General features: G+C 71.0%; 16 protein-coding genes. 15 read left to right on the plus strand and 1 reads right to left on the minus strand.

Annotation, left to right across the window (positions count from 1 at the left end):
- Positions 1 to 185: 185 nt before the first annotated feature.
- Positions 186 to 1073 carry a peptidylprolyl isomerase gene (locus ABZ444_RS38630; protein WP_358008330.1) on the minus strand — a complete coding sequence of 296 codons (888 nt, stop codon included), beginning with the start codon at positions 1071 to 1073 and terminating at the stop codon, positions 186 to 188.
- Between the two features lie 169 nt (positions 1074 to 1242).
- On the opposite strand from ABZ444_RS38630, the gene ABZ444_RS38635 reads away from it, so the two are divergent.
- From ABZ444_RS38635 to ABZ444_RS38705, 15 genes are all read left to right on the plus strand, one after another.
- Positions 1243 to 1743 carry a hypothetical protein gene (locus tag ABZ444_RS38635; protein ID WP_358008333.1) on the plus strand — a complete coding sequence of 167 codons (501 nt, stop codon included), beginning with the start codon at positions 1243 to 1245 and terminating at the stop codon, positions 1741 to 1743.
- Positions 1744 to 1752: 9 nt separating this feature from the next.
- On the plus strand, positions 1753 to 3054 hold the full coding sequence (locus ABZ444_RS38640; protein WP_358008336.1) for a replication-associated recombination protein A: 1302 nt from the start codon (positions 1753 to 1755) through the stop codon (positions 3052 to 3054).
- A gap of 31 nt (positions 3055 to 3085) precedes the next feature.
- A complete protein-coding gene (locus tag ABZ444_RS38645) occupies positions 3086 to 3829 on the plus strand; it encodes a hypothetical protein (RefSeq protein WP_358008339.1) in 744 nt (247 codons plus the stop codon).
- Between the two features lie 172 nt (positions 3830 to 4001).
- On the plus strand, positions 4002 to 4376 hold the full coding sequence (locus ABZ444_RS38650; RefSeq protein WP_352327837.1) for a DUF948 domain-containing protein: 375 nt from the start codon (positions 4002 to 4004) through the stop codon (positions 4374 to 4376).
- Positions 4373 to 4603: a hypothetical protein gene (locus tag ABZ444_RS38655; protein WP_352327836.1), complete on the plus strand. Its 231-nt coding sequence runs from the start codon at positions 4373 to 4375 to the stop codon at positions 4601 to 4603. Before ABZ444_RS38650 ends, ABZ444_RS38655 begins: the two co-directional genes overlap by 4 nt.
- Before the next feature lie 22 nt (positions 4604 to 4625).
- The gene (alaS, locus tag ABZ444_RS38660; protein ID WP_358008342.1) at positions 4626 to 7298 is read left to right on the plus strand and encodes an alanine--tRNA ligase; all 2673 of its coding nucleotides are present in this window, start codon (positions 4626 to 4628) and stop codon (positions 7296 to 7298) included.
- A 1-nt stretch (position 7299) separates the two neighbouring features.
- Complete coding sequence (gene ruvX, locus ABZ444_RS38665) at positions 7300 to 7782, plus strand: Holliday junction resolvase RuvX (RefSeq protein WP_357986168.1); 483 nt, start codon at positions 7300 to 7302, stop codon at positions 7780 to 7782.
- A 103-nt stretch (positions 7783 to 7885) separates the two neighbouring features.
- Positions 7886 to 9223 (plus strand): endolytic transglycosylase MltG, encoded by a 1338-nt coding sequence (mltG, locus tag ABZ444_RS38670; protein ID WP_358008345.1) that lies wholly within the window; start codon positions 7886 to 7888, stop codon positions 9221 to 9223.
- A gap of 211 nt (positions 9224 to 9434) precedes the next feature.
- Positions 9435 to 10592 (plus strand): endolytic transglycosylase MltG, encoded by a 1158-nt coding sequence (gene mltG, locus ABZ444_RS38675; RefSeq protein ID WP_358008347.1) that lies wholly within the window; start codon positions 9435 to 9437, stop codon positions 10590 to 10592.
- 82 nt (positions 10593 to 10674) lie between these two features.
- Complete coding sequence (locus tag ABZ444_RS38680) at positions 10675 to 11574, plus strand: shikimate dehydrogenase (protein WP_358008350.1); 900 nt, start codon at positions 10675 to 10677, stop codon at positions 11572 to 11574.
- A gap of 300 nt (positions 11575 to 11874) precedes the next feature.
- Positions 11875 to 12522 carry a translation initiation factor IF-3 gene (gene infC / locus ABZ444_RS38685; RefSeq protein WP_358008491.1) on the plus strand — a complete coding sequence of 216 codons (648 nt, stop codon included), beginning with the start codon at positions 11875 to 11877 and terminating at the stop codon, positions 12520 to 12522.
- A gap of 124 nt (positions 12523 to 12646) precedes the next feature.
- Positions 12647 to 12841 carry a 50S ribosomal protein L35 gene (gene rpmI, locus ABZ444_RS38690; protein ID WP_125635662.1) on the plus strand — a complete coding sequence of 65 codons (195 nt, stop codon included), beginning with the start codon at positions 12647 to 12649 and terminating at the stop codon, positions 12839 to 12841.
- A gap of 24 nt (positions 12842 to 12865) precedes the next feature.
- Positions 12866 to 13252: a 50S ribosomal protein L20 gene (gene rplT / locus ABZ444_RS38695; protein WP_357986156.1), complete on the plus strand. Its 387-nt coding sequence runs from the start codon at positions 12866 to 12868 to the stop codon at positions 13250 to 13252.
- A 76-nt stretch (positions 13253 to 13328) separates the two neighbouring features.
- Entirely contained in the window at positions 13329 to 14132 is an 804-nt protein-coding gene (locus ABZ444_RS38700) for an RNA methyltransferase (RefSeq protein ID WP_358008353.1), read from the plus strand.
- Positions 14133 to 14182: 50 nt separating this feature from the next.
- On the plus strand, positions 14183 to 15274 hold the full coding sequence (locus ABZ444_RS38705; RefSeq protein WP_357986150.1) for an ATP-binding protein: 1092 nt from the start codon (positions 14183 to 14185) through the stop codon (positions 15272 to 15274).
- Positions 15275 to 15286: the final 12 nt, after the last annotated feature.

Genomic DNA, 15286 nt, shown 5'->3' on the forward strand with positions numbered 1-15286 from the left:
ATCGGCGACTGGCTGGGGGCGCCGTTCGCGGTCCCGGCCGTGCTGGGGGCGCTGGCCGTGCTGACGGTGGCCGGCGTGGCCACAACTCCCTTCTGGTACGGCGTGTGTCACAGGAACCGGTGGGAGACAGGGGAAATCCGTGGCGTTTGGCGTACAAGGGGGCGCCCGCCGTCGTGTTGCGCGTGCTACCTCACGGTGACGCGCTTGATGATGATCGGGTTCTTCGGCGCGGTCGAGCCGCCGTCGCCCACGATGTCGTCGCCGTTGACGATGACGCCGTCCTTGGCGACCTTCTCGATGATCTCCAGGCCCGAGCGCACTATGCCGAGCACCGAGTACTGCGGCTCCAGCTGGCCGTTCTCGTCCGACAGCGAGATGGCGAACTGGCTGCTGTTCTGCCCCGACGCGCCGTCGGGCTGGGTCAGGAAGACCACGCCCTTGGTGTAGGACATGCCGACGGCCTCGTCGCCGAACACGTAACCGGCCGTGCCCTGCCCGTCGGTCGGGTTCCTGCCGTCGGCCTTGGCCTGCGGGTCGCCGCACTGCAGCAGGAACAGGCCGGCCGTCTCCGGCGTCACCAGCCGGTGGCACTTGGTGTTGTCGTAGAAGCCCTTCTTGGCCAGGAACGCCATCGAGTTGACCGAGCACGGGGTCGCGTTCGCGTCGACGTCGATCACGATGTCGCCGTGGTTGGTGCTCACGGTCATCGTCTTGAGCTTGAGGTTGGGGCGCTTGCCCGGCAGGCCGACGAACTTGTTGGGCGCGGACTCGTCACGCTTGTACGTGCACGACACCTTGCCCGCCTGCTTGGGCGGCGTGGTGCTCGGCAGCGCCGTCGGGGCGGGGGAGCTGGTGCTGGCGGAGGGCGAGGGGGTGCTCTCCGCCGCGACCGTCTTCTTGTCGTCGCCCATCAGGGTGGTCGCGGCGAAGATGCCGCCCGCCACCACGACGACGGCCACGCCCGCGCCGATGAAGGTGTTCCGCCTGGCTTTGGCGGTCTGCTCGGCCGCGCGCCTCGCCTGCCGCTCCTTGTGCTCCCGGGCCAGCTCGCTCTGGCGGTCGTCGCCGCTCACCGGTTGTCTCCTTCATCTTTGCCGACACATGACCAAACAACTCCGCGAATGCTACCGGCCTCCGATATGTGCCGGGCGTAAGTGGCGGAAGCCGCAGAGTGGGGCAAGTGAGGAGAGAACCATTTCGCAGCCGGATACGTAGTCCAGTCAGCCCCTCCAAGGAGTGACCGTGTTCGACCAGATCCTCGGCCTGCCGGCCCATCCGCTGATCGTGCACCTCGCCGTGGTGCTGACGCCGCTGCTCGTCCTCGTGGGCGGGGCGTACGCGCTGGCGCCACGCGTACGGGCCGTGACGGCGTGGGCGGTGGTGCTGCTGGCCGTGGCCGCCCCCGCGGCGGTCCTCGCGGCCAAGGAGAGCGGGGAGAGCCTCGAACGGGCCCGCTTCGCCGGCGTGGACGGCCCGCTCGGCGCGCGCGTCGCCGTCCACGAGGGCTTCGCGACCCCGCTGCTGCTGTCGGCGGCCGGGCTCGCCGCCGCCTGCCTGGCCCTGGTGTACGCCACCACCCCCGCACGCGGCTCGCTCACCTCCGACCGGTTCGGCAGGCCCGTCACACTGGTCCTGTCGGCGCTGACGGTCGTCCTGGCCGCCGTGGCGGGCTACTTCTGCTTCCGGGCGGGCGACTCCGGGGCCAGGGCCGTGTGGGCCGCGGCGGTTCTGACCGGCGTGTAATCTCGCGTTGTGGATAGCCTGTTCGATTCGGCGGCTGAGGAGGCCACCCCGCAACCCCTCGCGGTGCGGATGCGCCCGCGCACCCTCGACGAGGTGATCGGCCAGCGGCATCTGCTGGGCCCCGGCACCCCGCTGCGGCGGCTGGTCGAGAGCGAGGCCCCCATGTCGCTGTTCCTGTGGGGCCCGCCCGGCACCGGCAAGACGACCCTGGCCTACGTCGTCTCCAACGTCACCAAGCGCCGCTTCGTCGAGATCTCCGCCGTCTCGGCCGGCATCAAGGACGTCCGCGCCGCCATCGACAACGCCCGCCGCGAGCTGGGCATGAGCGGCCGGCAGACCGTGCTGTTCGTCGACGAGGTCCACCGCTTCAACAAGGCTCAGCAGGACGCGCTGCTGCCGGCGGTGGAGAACCGCTGGGTCACCTTCATCGGCGCCACCACCGAGAACCCCTCCTTCTCGGTCATCTCGCCGCTGTTGTCGCGCTCGCTGCTGCTCACGCTGGAGTCGCTGTCCGACGACGACGTGCGCGCGGTCCTGGAGCGCGCGGTGGCCGAGCCGCGCGGCCTGGGCGGGCGGCCCCGGCTCGCGCCCGAGGCCCTCGACCACCTGGTGCGCCTGGCCGGCGGCGACGCGCGCAGGTCGCTGACCTACCTGGAGGCCGCCGCCCTGCTGGCCGACGACATCACCGTCGAGGTGGTGGAGAAGGCCGCCGACAAGGCGGCCGTGCGCTACGACCGCCAGGGCGACCAGCACTACGACGTGATCAGCGCGTTCATCAAGTCGATGCGCGGCTCCGACGCCGACGCCGCGCTCCACTACCTCGCCCGTATGATCGAAGCCGGCGAGGACCCGCGCTTCATCGCCCGCCGCATCGTCATCTTCGCCTCCGAGGACGTCGGCATGGCCGACCCCACCTGCCTGCAGACGGCGGTGGCCGTGGCCCAGGCCGTGCAGCTCATCGGGCTGCCCGAGGGGCAGATCAACCTGGCCCACGCCGTCATCCACTGCGCGATGGCGCCCAAGTCCAACGCGGTCGTCAAGGCCATCGGCGCGGCGGTCGGCGACGTCCGCAAGGGGCTGATCGGCCAGGTCCCCGGCCACCTGCGCGACGCCCACTACCCGGGCGCGGCCAAGCTCGGCCACGGCGACGGCTACAAGTACCCCCACGACTTCGACCACGGCCTGGTGCGCCAGGACTACGCGCCCGAGCAGGTGCGCGACCGCCGCTACTACGAGCCCACCAGGCACGGCGCCGAGGCTCCGGTGGCCGACCGCTGGGCCCGGATCCGCGACTTCCTGCGCGGCTCCTGAGCCCTGCCCGGACGCTAGATTGATCGCCATCATGACCGACCACCGCGCGAGCTTCGACGCCCGCATCACCTTCGGCAACGGCGGCGACCTGGCCGTCCACGGCTTCCGCGTCGACCTGCCCGGCCCCCACGCCGCCGAGGACGAGATCGCCGCGCTGTTCGTGGCCTCGCTCGGCCTGCTGATGACCGACGGCGTCGAGCTCGACAACGTCGAGATCTTCGCCGAGCCGCACAAGGGCACCAGGGGAGGGCCGTCCGACAGGGCCGCGCAGGCCGCGCCGGCGGCCGGGGGAGCGCTGGTCGAGCTGGCCCGCCGGCCCGCCGACGGCGGCACGTACCTGGTGGCGCCCGGCGGTGACCTGACCGGCCTGCCCCTGGCCCGCACCGCCGAGCTGCCCGCCGTGGTGGTGCGCGTGGCGGGAGCGGAGCCGGGGAACGGGGCGCGGGAGGTCGGCGTGGGGGCGCTGGCCGCCTTCGACGTGCGCGGCAGGGCGGTGCTGCTGCACACCGGCGCGCCCGGCGGCGGGCGGCTCACCCCGGAGGCCGCCGCGTGGCTGGCGGGGCACGGCGCGTCCCTGGTCGGCACCGACGCCGACGCGGCCGGGGGTTCGGCGGCTCTCGACGTGCTGCTGGCGGGGGGCGTGCCGGTCGTGGAGCGGCTGGCCGGGCTCGACCGGCTGCCGCCCACCGGCGCCCTGTTCACGGCCGCGCCGCCGTTCCTGGAGGGCGTCGGGAGGGTTCCCGTACGCGCCTTCGCCCGCGTCCCCGAGGCGTGACGAGAGGCGGGCCGAGCGGCGGAACGCCTGGTCGGAGCGGCATGTGATCGGTCAACGAAGTGTCCGCAGGTGGCCTCGCCGCCGGATCCGGCCCGTTTTCCTCACTAACGTTGTCGCCGGGACGCGATAGGGTTCTTGCCGTTCCGGCCCAGCGTACGAGGGAGATGAGCGGATGCTTACCGCTGGAGAGGTCGCCGGCCTGATCGCGGCCACGGGCTGGATTGTCCTGGTCTGCGTTCTCGCCATGGTGCTCGTCAAGCTCGCCAGGCTGCTCACCGAGACCACCAAGGCGGTCTCCGACCTGAACAACCGCCTGGTACCGCTGCTCGACGACGTGAGCGTCACGGTCAACGAGACCAACAGGCAACTCGTCGCCGTCGAGGCCATCGCCCAGGACGTCAAGCAGGTCAGCGCGCACGCCGCCAAGCTCAGCGCGGTGACGCAGACCATCTTCACGGGCCCGTTGATCAAGGTGTCGTCGCTCGGCTACGGCGTGCGGCGCGCCATCGAGGCCCGCAGGCCCGCCCGGGTGAGGCGGTCCCGGTGATCAGACGGCTGTTCTACCTCTCGCTCGGCGCGTTCCTCGCCTTCTGGGTGATGCGCAGGCTGCAGGCGCTGCACCCGACCCACGTCGTGCGGCGCACCGCCGACGGCGCGGCGGGGATGCTCGCGCGGGTGAGAGACTTTACCTCTGACGCGCTCGGCGAGGCCGCCGAGCGCGAAACCCAGTTGCGGGCGCGCTTCGGGCTCGACAACGCTGAAATCGACAACTGACTACCAGCAAAGGATGGCCACAATGGAGTCGGCAGAGATAGCCCGCCGCTTCCTGCGCTTCTTCGAGGAGCGTGGGCACAAGGTCGTGCCCTCGGCCAGCCTGATCGCTGAGGACCCCACGCTACTCCTGGTTCCTGCCGGTATGGTGCCGTTCAAGCCGTACTTCCTGGGGCAGCGCAAGCCTCCGGCGTCACGGCTGGCCACCGCGCAGAAGTGTGTGCGCACGCCCGACATCGAAGAGGTCGGCAAGACCACCCGGCACGCCACCTTCTTCCAGATGCTCGGCAACTTCTCCTTCGGCGACTACTTCAAGTCCGAAGTGATCCCGTTCGCGTGGGAGCTGCTCACCAGGTCCGAGTCCGACGGCGGCTTCGGCTTCCCCGAGGAGCGGCTGTGGGCCACCGTCTACCTCGAGGACGACGAGGCCTACGACATCTGGCGCAACAAGGTCGGCGTGCCCGAGAGCCGTATCCAGCGCCGCGGCCTGGAGGACAACTACTGGCACATGGGCGTGCCCGGCCCCGGCGGCCCCTGCTCGGAGATCTACTACGACCGCGGCCCCGAGTACGGCAAGGAGGGCGGCCCCGTCGCCGACGAGGACCGCTACCTCGAGGTCTGGAACCTCGTCTTCATGCAGTACCAGCTCAGCCAGGTCCGCACCAAGGTCGACTTCGACATCTCCGGTGAGCTGCCGGCCAAGAACATCGACACCGGCATGGGCCTCGAGCGCATGGCGACGATCCTGCAGGGCGTCGACAACCTCTACGAGATCGACACCACCTACAAGATCCTCGACAAGGCGGCCGAGCTCACCAAGACCCGCTACGGCCGCGACCACCGCGCCGACGTGAGCCTGCGCGTGATCGCCGACCACGTGCGCACCGGCACCATGCTGGTCGCCGACGGCGTCATGCCCGGCAATGAGGGCCGCGGCTACGTGCTGCGCCGCATCCTGCGCCGCTCGGTGCGCAACCTGCGCCTGCTCGGCTCCGGCGACGAGCGCTACATGCACGAGCTGACCGACGTCGCGATCAACGTGATGGGCGAGCAGTACCCCGAGCTCAAGGTCGACGCGCCGCAGATCCACGGGATCATCGACGCGGAGGAGGCGTCCTTCCTGGGCACGCTCCGCACCGGCACCGCGATCTTCGACGTGGCCGTCGAGGAGACCAAGCGCAAGTCGGGCACGACGCTCTCGGGCGACCAGGCGTTCAAGCTGCACGACACCTACGGCTTCCCGATCGACCTCACCCTGGAGATGGCGGCCGAGCAGGGGCTCAAGGTCGACGAAGAGGGCTTCCGCCGCCTCATGAAGGAGCAGCGGCAGAACGCCAAGGCCGACGCGGCGGCCAAGAAGACCGGCAACGCCGACATCTCCGTCTTCGGCCACCTGCTGGAGAAGGCCGGCAAGATCGACTTCCTGGGCTACGACGAGACCGAGGCCGAGACCTCCGTCGTCGGCATCCTGGTCGACGGCGTCAGCGTGCCGGCGGCCGGCGCGGGCACGACCGTCGAGATCGTGCTCGGCCGCACCCCGTTCTACGCCGAGGGCGGCGGCCAGCTCGCCGACCAGGGCGTCATCCGCACGGCGGGCGCCGAGGTCGAGATCCTCGACGTGCAGTCGCCGCTCAAGGGCCTGATCGTCCACCGCGGCAAGGTCCGCAGCGGTGAGCTGAAGGCCGGCGACGAGGCGCAGGCCGAGATCGATGTCGAGCGCCGCCGGGCGATCTCGCGCAGCCACAGCGCCACCCACCTGGTCCACCGCGGCTTCAAGAACGCGCTGGGCGAGACGGCCGCGCAGGCGGGCTCGGAGAACTCCCCGGGCCGCTTCCGCTTCGACTTCACCGCGGCGGGCGCCGTCCCGGCCAGCGTGCTGCGCGACGTCGAGGACGAGGTCAACGCGGTGCTGATCAACGACCTCAAGGTCAACGCGTTCTACACCTCCCAGGCCGAGGCCAGGGCGATGGGCGCGCTGGCGATGTTCGGCGAGAAGTACGGCGACGAGGTCCGCGTGGTCGAGATCGGCGACTACTCGCGCGAGCTGTGCGGTGGCACCCACGTCCACAGCTCCGGGCAGCTCGGCCTGGTCAAGGTGCTGGGCGAGCAGTCGGTCGGCGCGGGCGTGCGCCGGGTCGAGGCGCTGGTCGGCATCGACGCCTTCCGCTTCCTGGCCCGCGAGAGCGTGCTGGTGGCCCAGCTGTCCGAGCAGCTCAAGGCGCGCCGTGAGGAGCTGCCCGAGCGCATCGAGGGCATCGTCACCCGCCTGCGCACCGCCGAGAAGGAGCTGGAGAAGGTCCGCTCGGCGCAGGTGCTCCAGGTGGCCGGCGAGCTGGCGTCCCAGGCCCGTGACCTGCACGGAGTCTCCGTGGTGACACACCGCGCGCCTGATGGCACCGGCGCCGACGACCTGCGTAAGCTCGCGCTTGATGTGCGTGGCAGATTCCCGGCCGACCGGCCGGCGGTCGTGGTGATCGCCGGCGCCCCCTCCGACCGGCCCGTGGTGGTCGCCGCGGTCAACGAGGCGGGGCGCGAGCGGGGGCTCAAGGCCGGAAGGCTGGTCGGCGTCGCCGCCAAGGCTCTTGGGGGTGGCGGTGGCGGCAAGGACGATGTCGCGCAGGGCGGCGGTACGCGGCCCGAGGCGATCGGCGACGCGCTCGGCCTGGTCGAACAGGCCATCGGCGAGCAGATCGGATGACATGAGGTTCGGTTCGCGGATCGGCGTCGACGTCGGTTCCGTACGCATCGGCGTGGCGCGCAGCGATCCCAGCGGGACGCTGGCCACGCCGGTCGAGACCGTGCGCCGGGGCAAGGGCGACCTCGACCGCCTCGCCGAGATCGTCGCCGAGCACGAGGCGATCGAGGTGATCGTGGGGTTGCCCACGTCGCTGTCCGGGCGTGAGGGGCAGGCGGCCGGGCTGGCCCGCGCGTTCGCCGCCGAGCTGGCCGGCCGGCTGGCGCCCACGCCCGTGCGGCTGTTCGACGAACGGCTCACCACGGTCGCGGCCCAGCACGGGCTGCGGGCCAGCGGCGTGAGCGCCAAGAAGCAGCGCGGGGTCGTCGACCAGGCGGCCGCCGTCGTCCTGCTCCAGGATGCCCTCGACTCCGAACGCGCCACCGACAGACCACCAGGCAGGCCCGTCGAACCGCCCCCCGCGGCGGCCGACGGACCTGCCTCATGACCGGGCGGCACCGTGAGGCCCGTGACGGGGCCCGCTACGAGGGCATGGCCCGTGCGCAGGCCCCGATGCCGCCCGCCGGGCGTGCGACCGGCGAGGTGGCCGCGTGAACACCACCCCCGACGACGGCGGCGGCGAGGTCATCCCGTTCCGGCGGACGGACTCCGAGCAGGAGACACCGCCGCAACCGGCGGCCGAGGAGCACCCCGGAAGCAGCCCGCGACCGGTGGGCGAGGACCCTGCCGGGACCATGCCGCACCCGGTGGCCGAGGACCCTGCCCGTAGCAGACCATGGCCGGTGGGTGCGGACCCTGTCGAAAGCAGCCCGCAAACGGCAGGTGAGGACCCTGCCGGGAGCATGCCGCACCCGGTGGCCGAGGAGCCTGCCCGGAGCAGCCGGTCCTCGCGCCGTGGCCGGGCCCTGGGCAAGGCCGGGCTGATCTCCGCCGCGCTGGTCGCCGCTCTGGTGGCGGCGGGCGCGGGCGTGCTCATGGTGGTCAGGCCGTACCTGAGCCCCGAGGACTTCGAGGGCGTGGGCAGCGGGACGGTCACCGTCCGCATCCCGCCAGGGGCGAACGCGGAGGACATCGGCACGGCGCTGGCCGACGCCGGCGTGGTGGCCAGCTCACGTTCGTTCGTGAACGCGGCCCAGGAGCGGGCCGTGGCCAACCGGCTGCGTCCCGGCCACTACCGGCTGCGCAAGGGCATGGCCGCGGGCGCGGCGCTCGACCTGCTGCTCGCACCCGCCTCCCGGCTCGTCAGGCGGGTGGCGGTGCCGGAGGGGCTGCGCGCGGGCGAGGTGCTGCGGCGCGTCGCCCAGCTGGCCGCGCTGCCGCTGAAGGAGCTGCAGAGCGTGGACAAGAGCCTGCTCGGGCTGCCCTCGTACGCGCCCGGGATCGAGGGTTTCCTGTTCCCGGCCACGTACGACGTCGAGCCCGGCGACAAGGCGGTGGACGTGCTGGCCGCCATGGTGGAGCGGTGGGGCGTGGCCGCCCGGCAGATCCACCTGGCGGAGGGGGCCCGCCGGCTCGGCCTGAGCCCGCTGGAGGCGCTCACGGTCGCCAGCCTCGTGCAGGCGGAAGGCGGCACCGACGCCGATTACCCCAAGATCGCCAGAGTGATCTACAACAGACTCAGGAGCAACACGCCGCTGGAGCTGGACACCACGGTGCTGTATGCGCAGAACCGTCGGTCACTGAAGGTCACGGAGAGCGACACCAAGGTGAACTCGCCCTACAACACCTACCACCGCCGCGGACTGCCGCCGGGGCCCATCGACAATCCCGGTGAGAAGGCGCTGTTGGCGGCGCTGAACCCAGCCGCGGGTGATTGGCACTGGTTTGTGACGACGGATCCGGCGCATAGAATCACCAAATTCACCAACAAAGAGAGCGAGTTCGTGAGATACCGGGAAGAGTTGAACAAGAACCTCGGGACGGACTGATGTTCGGCGGGACCCCCCCTGTGCCCGCGCAAAAGCCCCATACCGGGTCATGCGCCCTCTTCCCATCCCCTAGCATGGCTACCCAGAGTGATCTCCGCTGGTCGTGGGAGCATGCCCGGCGGATCCCCCCGTTTCGCCCGGTGAGCTCCGCCGGTTCGGCACAACCGCTTGACGCCGAACGGGCCGTACCGGGAGATTGGCCAGCGCATCTATGAGCGATCTCGATCTGAACTCCCTGCTCGGCACCGAGGACGACGAGGGTCGGTCCCGGCGCCGTACCCGTGGCTCCGGCAAGCGCGGCGGCAGCCGCCGGCGGCGCAGACGCCGTAACCGGGGCGGTTTCGTCGCGCCGTTGCTCGCCTTCGTCGTGCTGGCGGGCATCATCGGCGGCGGCGGCTACTACGGCTACCTGTGGGTCAGCGACGCCCTCGTGCCCGACGACTACACCGGCCAGGGCACCGGCGAGGTGATCGTCGAGATCAAGGAGGGCCAGAGCGCGTCGGAGGTGGCCGAGGAGCTGGTCCGCCTCGGCGTCGTGGCCAGCGCCAGGGCGTTCAGCACCGCCATCGGCAACGCCGGCAAGAGCGGGTCGCTCCAGCCCGGCCAGTACAAGATGCGCAAGAAGATGTCGGCGGCCGGCGCGGTGGCGATGCTGAGCCCCGAGAACAAGCTGCTGGCCAAGGTGGCGGTCAAGGAGGGCCTGCGCCTGTCCGACACGCTGTCCACGCTGGCCAAGGCGACGGGCAAGCCGGCCAAGGGGTTCGCGGCCGCGGCCAAGGACACCGCCGACCTCGATCTGCCGTCGTACGCCAAGGGCAAGCTGGAGGGCTACGCCTTCCCGGCCACCTACGACTTCCCGCCCAACGTCACCCCGGCCCAGATCCTGGGCGCGATGGTCAAGCGGTTCAACCAGACGGCCGAGGAGGTCGACCTCGAAGGCGGCGCCAAGGCCCTGGGCCGCAAGCCGCAGGACATCGTGGTCATCGCCAGCATCATCCAGGCCGAGGCCGGCCGGTTCGAGGACATGCCCAAGATCTCCCGGGTCATCTACAACCGGCTCGACCGCGACCCGGAGATGAAGCTGGAGATGGACAGCACGGTCATGTACGCACTCAACAAGTACCGCACCGCCGCCACCATCGCCGAGACGAAGACCAAGAGCCGGTACAACACGTACATGTACCTCGGCCTGCCGCCGGGCCCGATCTCGAACCCGGGCCAGCACGCCATCGAGGCGGCGCTCAACCCGGCCAAGGGCGACTGGCTCTACTTCGTCGCCACCGACCCCAACAGCAGCGTCACCAAGTTCGCCACCACCGAGGCCGAACGCCAGGCGCTGCTGGCCGAGTACAAACGGAACGGCGGCTGACCTCCGCCACGGGGGCCGTCCGACGCCGGCGGCCCCCTGTGGCGTGGTAGGAGTAGGGACCGTGTTTCCGGAAGGAGTGTCGATGCGGGCTGCGGTCATGGGCTCGCCGATCGGGCATTCGCTCTCGCCCCACCTGCACAGGGCCGCCTACGCGGCGATGGGGCTCGACGGGTGGAGCTACGAGGCGATCGAGTGCGACGAGGCGCGGCTGCCCGGCCTGCTCGCCGGGCTGACCCCCGTGCGCGGGCAGCGCGGTGGTGAGCAGCGCGGCGGTGAGCAGGGCAGCGGTGATCAGGGCGGCGGTGAGCGCGCCTGGGCGGGGCTGTCGCTGACGATGCCGCTCAAGCGCGCCGTGCTGCCGCTCCTCGACACCGTCTCCGACCTGGCCGTCGAGGTGGGCGGGGCCAACACCGTGGTCTTCGCCGACGGCCTGCGCCACGGCCACAACACCGACGTCCACGGCATCGAGCAGGCGCTGGCCGAGGCGGGCGTGCCCGCGCCACGGTCGGCGACCGTCCTGGGCGGCGGCGCCACGGCCGCCTCCGCGCTGGCGGCCCTGCGCAACCTGGGGCTGTTCGCGGCCACGCTGCTGGTCCGCGACCCGGCCAGGGCGGGAGAGACCGCCGAGGTGGCCGAACGGCTGGGCGTGGCGCTGGCGGTGGAGACGTTCGACAAGCTCGACGCGTACACGGGGGTGGACCTGGTGGTCTCCACGCTGCCCGCGGGGGCCGCCGACGCCTTCGCCGGGCGGCTGGCCCGCGTGCCGGCGCTGTTCGACGTGGTCTACGCCCCCTGGCCCACGAAGGCGGCCACGGCGGTCCGCGACGCGGGCGGCACGGTGGTCGGCGGCTTCGCGATGCTTCTCCACCAGGCGGCGCGCCAGGTGGAGCTGATGACCGGCCGTCTCGACGTGCCGGTCGAGGCCATGCGCGCGGCGGGCGAGGCCGAGATCGCCCGGCGGTCCGCGGCCCGTCCGCGGTGATCTCCCCGGCGATTGCCCGCGCCGGCGGGAAGATTCGAGGCGCGTGCGTGGTTGTGGTAATGTAGCTCTCTGATCGGTCCGGCATGCCTTGCTGGACGCGCAAGCGGAGGTCTCCCTCCCACCCGAGTCGCCGAAAGGTGGCCGGGTCCAGGATCACGCCGGACTCTCCGGGGAGCTCGAGGCCACGAAGCCACAGAGCTCAGTGGCCCCGCATGCGCGACGTGCGGGGTTTTTCGCGTCTTCGGCGCGGAAGGCCCCCGCCACGACGAGCACGTAGGGAACGCAAACCTAGGAGGCCCCATCAGCACTGAGCCCCGCATCAACGAGCGTATCCGAGTTCCCGAGGTTCGCCTCGTGGGCCCGAACGGCGAGCAGGTAGGCATCGTCAGCATTCACGACGCGCTGAAGCTCGCCCAGGAGGCCGACCTCGACCTCGTCGAGGTCGCGGCCACGGCTCGACCGCCCGTGTGCAAGCTCATGGACTACGGCAAGTTCAAGTACGAGTCCGCGATGAAGGCGCGCGAGGCGCGCAAGAATCAGGCGCACACGATCATCAAGGAGATCAAGCTCCGGCCGAAGATCGACCCGCACGACTACGAGACCAAGAAGGGTCACGTGGTGCGGTTCCTCAAGGCGGGGGACAAGGTCAAAGTCACGATCATGTTCCGCGGGCGTGAGCAGTCCCGGCCGGAGCTCGGCTTCCGGCTGCTGCAGCGGCTGGCCGAGGACGTCCAGGAGCTCGGGTTCGTGGAGTCCCAGCCCAAGCAGGACGGCCGTAACATGATCATGGTGATCGGTCCGCACAAGAAGAAGGCCGAGGCCAAGGCCGAAAAGGCTGCCGCCAAGGCGCAGCGTGACGGCGAGGAGCCTTCCGCATCGGAAGAGGAGCCTTCCGTGCAGGAAGAGTCTTCCGTACAGGCAGCGGAACCTTCCGTACAGGAAGCGTGACCTGCGGCTGGGGTTAGCCTTGCAGCACGCGCCCCGGCAGCCACCGGCAGACGAACAAGCCGCGACCGGGCCGGCCAGCACCGGCCCGGCCACCGGCACGACCGAATTGAGGAGAGACGGCGACATGCCGAAGATGAAGACGCACAGCGGTGCGAAGAAGCGGTTCCGGCTCACCGGCACCGGCAAGCTCAAGCGCCGCCGCGCCAGCCGCGCGCACTACAACGAGTGGAAGTCGTCCACGCTGACGCGTCGTCTCAAGGGTGAAGTCGTCGTTTCGCCGGCAGACACCAAGAAGATCAAGAAGCTGCTCGCCAAGTAGCGCGAACCCCCGGGGAGAAGAAACATGGCACGCGTGAAGCGGGCGCTCAACGCCAAGAAGAAGCGCAAGGTCGTCCTCGACAGGGCGAGTGGTTACCGTGGCCAGCGGTCGCGGCTGTACCGCAAGGCCAAGGAGCAGATGCTCCACTCGATGACGTACGCCTACCGGGACCGCAAGGACCGTAAGGGTGCGTTCCGCCGTCTGTGGATCCAGCGGATCAACGCCGCTGCCCGCGCCAACGGCATCACCTACAACCGCCTGATCCAGGGCCTGCGTCTGGCCAACATCGAGGTCGACCGCAAGATCCTCGCTGACCTCGCGGTCAACGACGGCCCGACCTTCGCCACGCTCGTCGAGGCCGCCAAGAAGGCGCTCCCGGCGAACGTGAACGCTCCGGCCACCGCGAGCTGAGGTCGCCTTCAGACACAGAGGGCCCACCGTCACGGTGGGCCCTTTTGCTGTATCCACGCACGATCAGGGGGAGAGCATGGCCGGGTCCGAGCTGACCAACGTGAAGTCGCCGAGGGTGAAGGCCGCACGCAGGCTCGCCAAGCGCGCCTTCCGGGAGCAGGACCGCAGGTTCCTGGCCGAGGGGCCGCAGGCGGTGCGCGAGGCGCTCAAACTCGACGGGGTGACGCTGGAGCTGTTCGCCACGGCCGAGGCCGAGCTGCGGCACGCCGAGCTCATCACCCAGGCCACGCTGCAGGGGGTGCCCGTCCACCGGGCCAGCGGCGAGGTCATGTCGGAGCTGTCCCAGACCGTGACCCCGCAGGGGCTGCTGGCGGTGTGCCGGCTCGTGCACGTGCCGCTGGAGGAGGCGCTGGCCGGGGAGCCGAAGCTGGTCGCGATGCTGGCGCACGTACGCGACCCGGGCAACGCCGGCACCGTCATGCGGGCGGCCGACGCCGCCGGGGCGGACGCGGTGATCTTCACCGACGCCTCCGTCGACCCCTACAACGGCAAGTGCGTACGCGCCAGCGCGGGCAGCCTGTTTCATCTGCCGGTCGTCATCGGTGCACCGGTCGCCGCCGCCGTGCGTCAACTGAGGGAGCGGGGCATGCGCGTGCTGGCGGCCGACGGCGCGGGCAAGCACACGCTCGACGACGTGGATCTTTCCGGACCGACTGTGTGGATCTTCGGGAACGAGGCCTGGGGACTGCCGGAGGAGATACGCGCCGAGGCGGACGATGTGGTCAGAGTGCCCATCTACGGACAGGCTGAAAGTCTCAACCTGGCCACCGCCGCGGCGGTGTGCCTTTACTCCTCCGCCAGGGCTCAGCGAGTGCCCTAGGCGGCCGGAAACCCGCTATTGTCGGCGTTGTAGGCGGAGGAGGCGAGGTCGTGCACGGCGCAGAAACCGACGGGCGAGTCGTGGCCGCCGCGTGCACGATCTCCATCGACGACCTCCCCGACGGCCTTATCGTGACCGACCGATATGGGTGCGTGCTGGCCGTCAACCGGGCCGCCGCCCGGCTCACCCGGGTCGCCATGGAGCGCGCCGTGGGCCGGGAGATGAACGAGGTCTTCCCCTTCCGCGACCACGACGGGCGCGAGTGGTGGAAGGCGCTCGATCCCGAGGGCGGGCTGCGTACCAGGACCAGGGTCCCCGAGCGGCCGCTGCACCTGCCGGGCGGCCAGGAGCTCTACGTCGCGGCCCGGCTGGTGCGCGAGCCCGAGCGCGGTGGCGAGGTCGAGCGGGTGACGATCACCCTGCGCGACGGCGGCGCCCGCGCCCGGCTGGAGCGCAGCCGCGCCGACCTGGTCTCCACCGTGGCCCACGAGCTGCGCTCGCCGCTGACCAGCGTCAAGGGCTTCACCGCCACCCTGCTGGCCAAGTGGACGCGCTTCACCGACGAGCAGAAGCGCGTCATGCTGGAGACCGTCAACAACGACGCCGACCGCGTCACCCGGCTCATCACCGAGCTGCTCGACGTCTCGCGCATCGAGTCCGGGCGGCTGGAGGTGCGCCGCCAGGTCGTCGACCTGCCGGCCAGGGCGCACCGGCTGGTCGCCGGCCGGGTCGCGGCGGGCGACTCGGAAGACCGCTACCGCCTGATCGTCGGCGACCGCCTGCCGGAGATGTGGCTCGACCAGGACAAGATCGACCAGATTCTGGGTAATCTGGTGGAGAACGCGGTGCGCCACGGTCGTGGCACCGTGACGATCGAGATCGAGTCCGTCGGATGGGGAGTGGCCGTGTCGGTGCGCGACGAGGGCGAGGGCATCGAGCCCGAGCTGGCTCCGCGCGTCTTCCGGCAGTTCTGGCGGGGCGGCAACAGCCGCAGGCGCGGCGGCACCGGGCTCGGCCTGTTCATCGTGAAGGGCCTGGTCGAGGCGCACGGTGGCACGATCACCGTGCAGCGCGCGCCCGAGGGCGGCGCGGAGTTCCGATTTACCGTGCCCACCGGCACACCCGACTTCGCCACGGTCTGAAGCCCCGAGCGG

This window comes from Nonomuraea sp. NPDC005730, from assembly GCF_040630865.1.
Lineage (GTDB): Bacteria > Actinomycetota > Actinomycetes > Streptosporangiales > Streptosporangiaceae > Nonomuraea.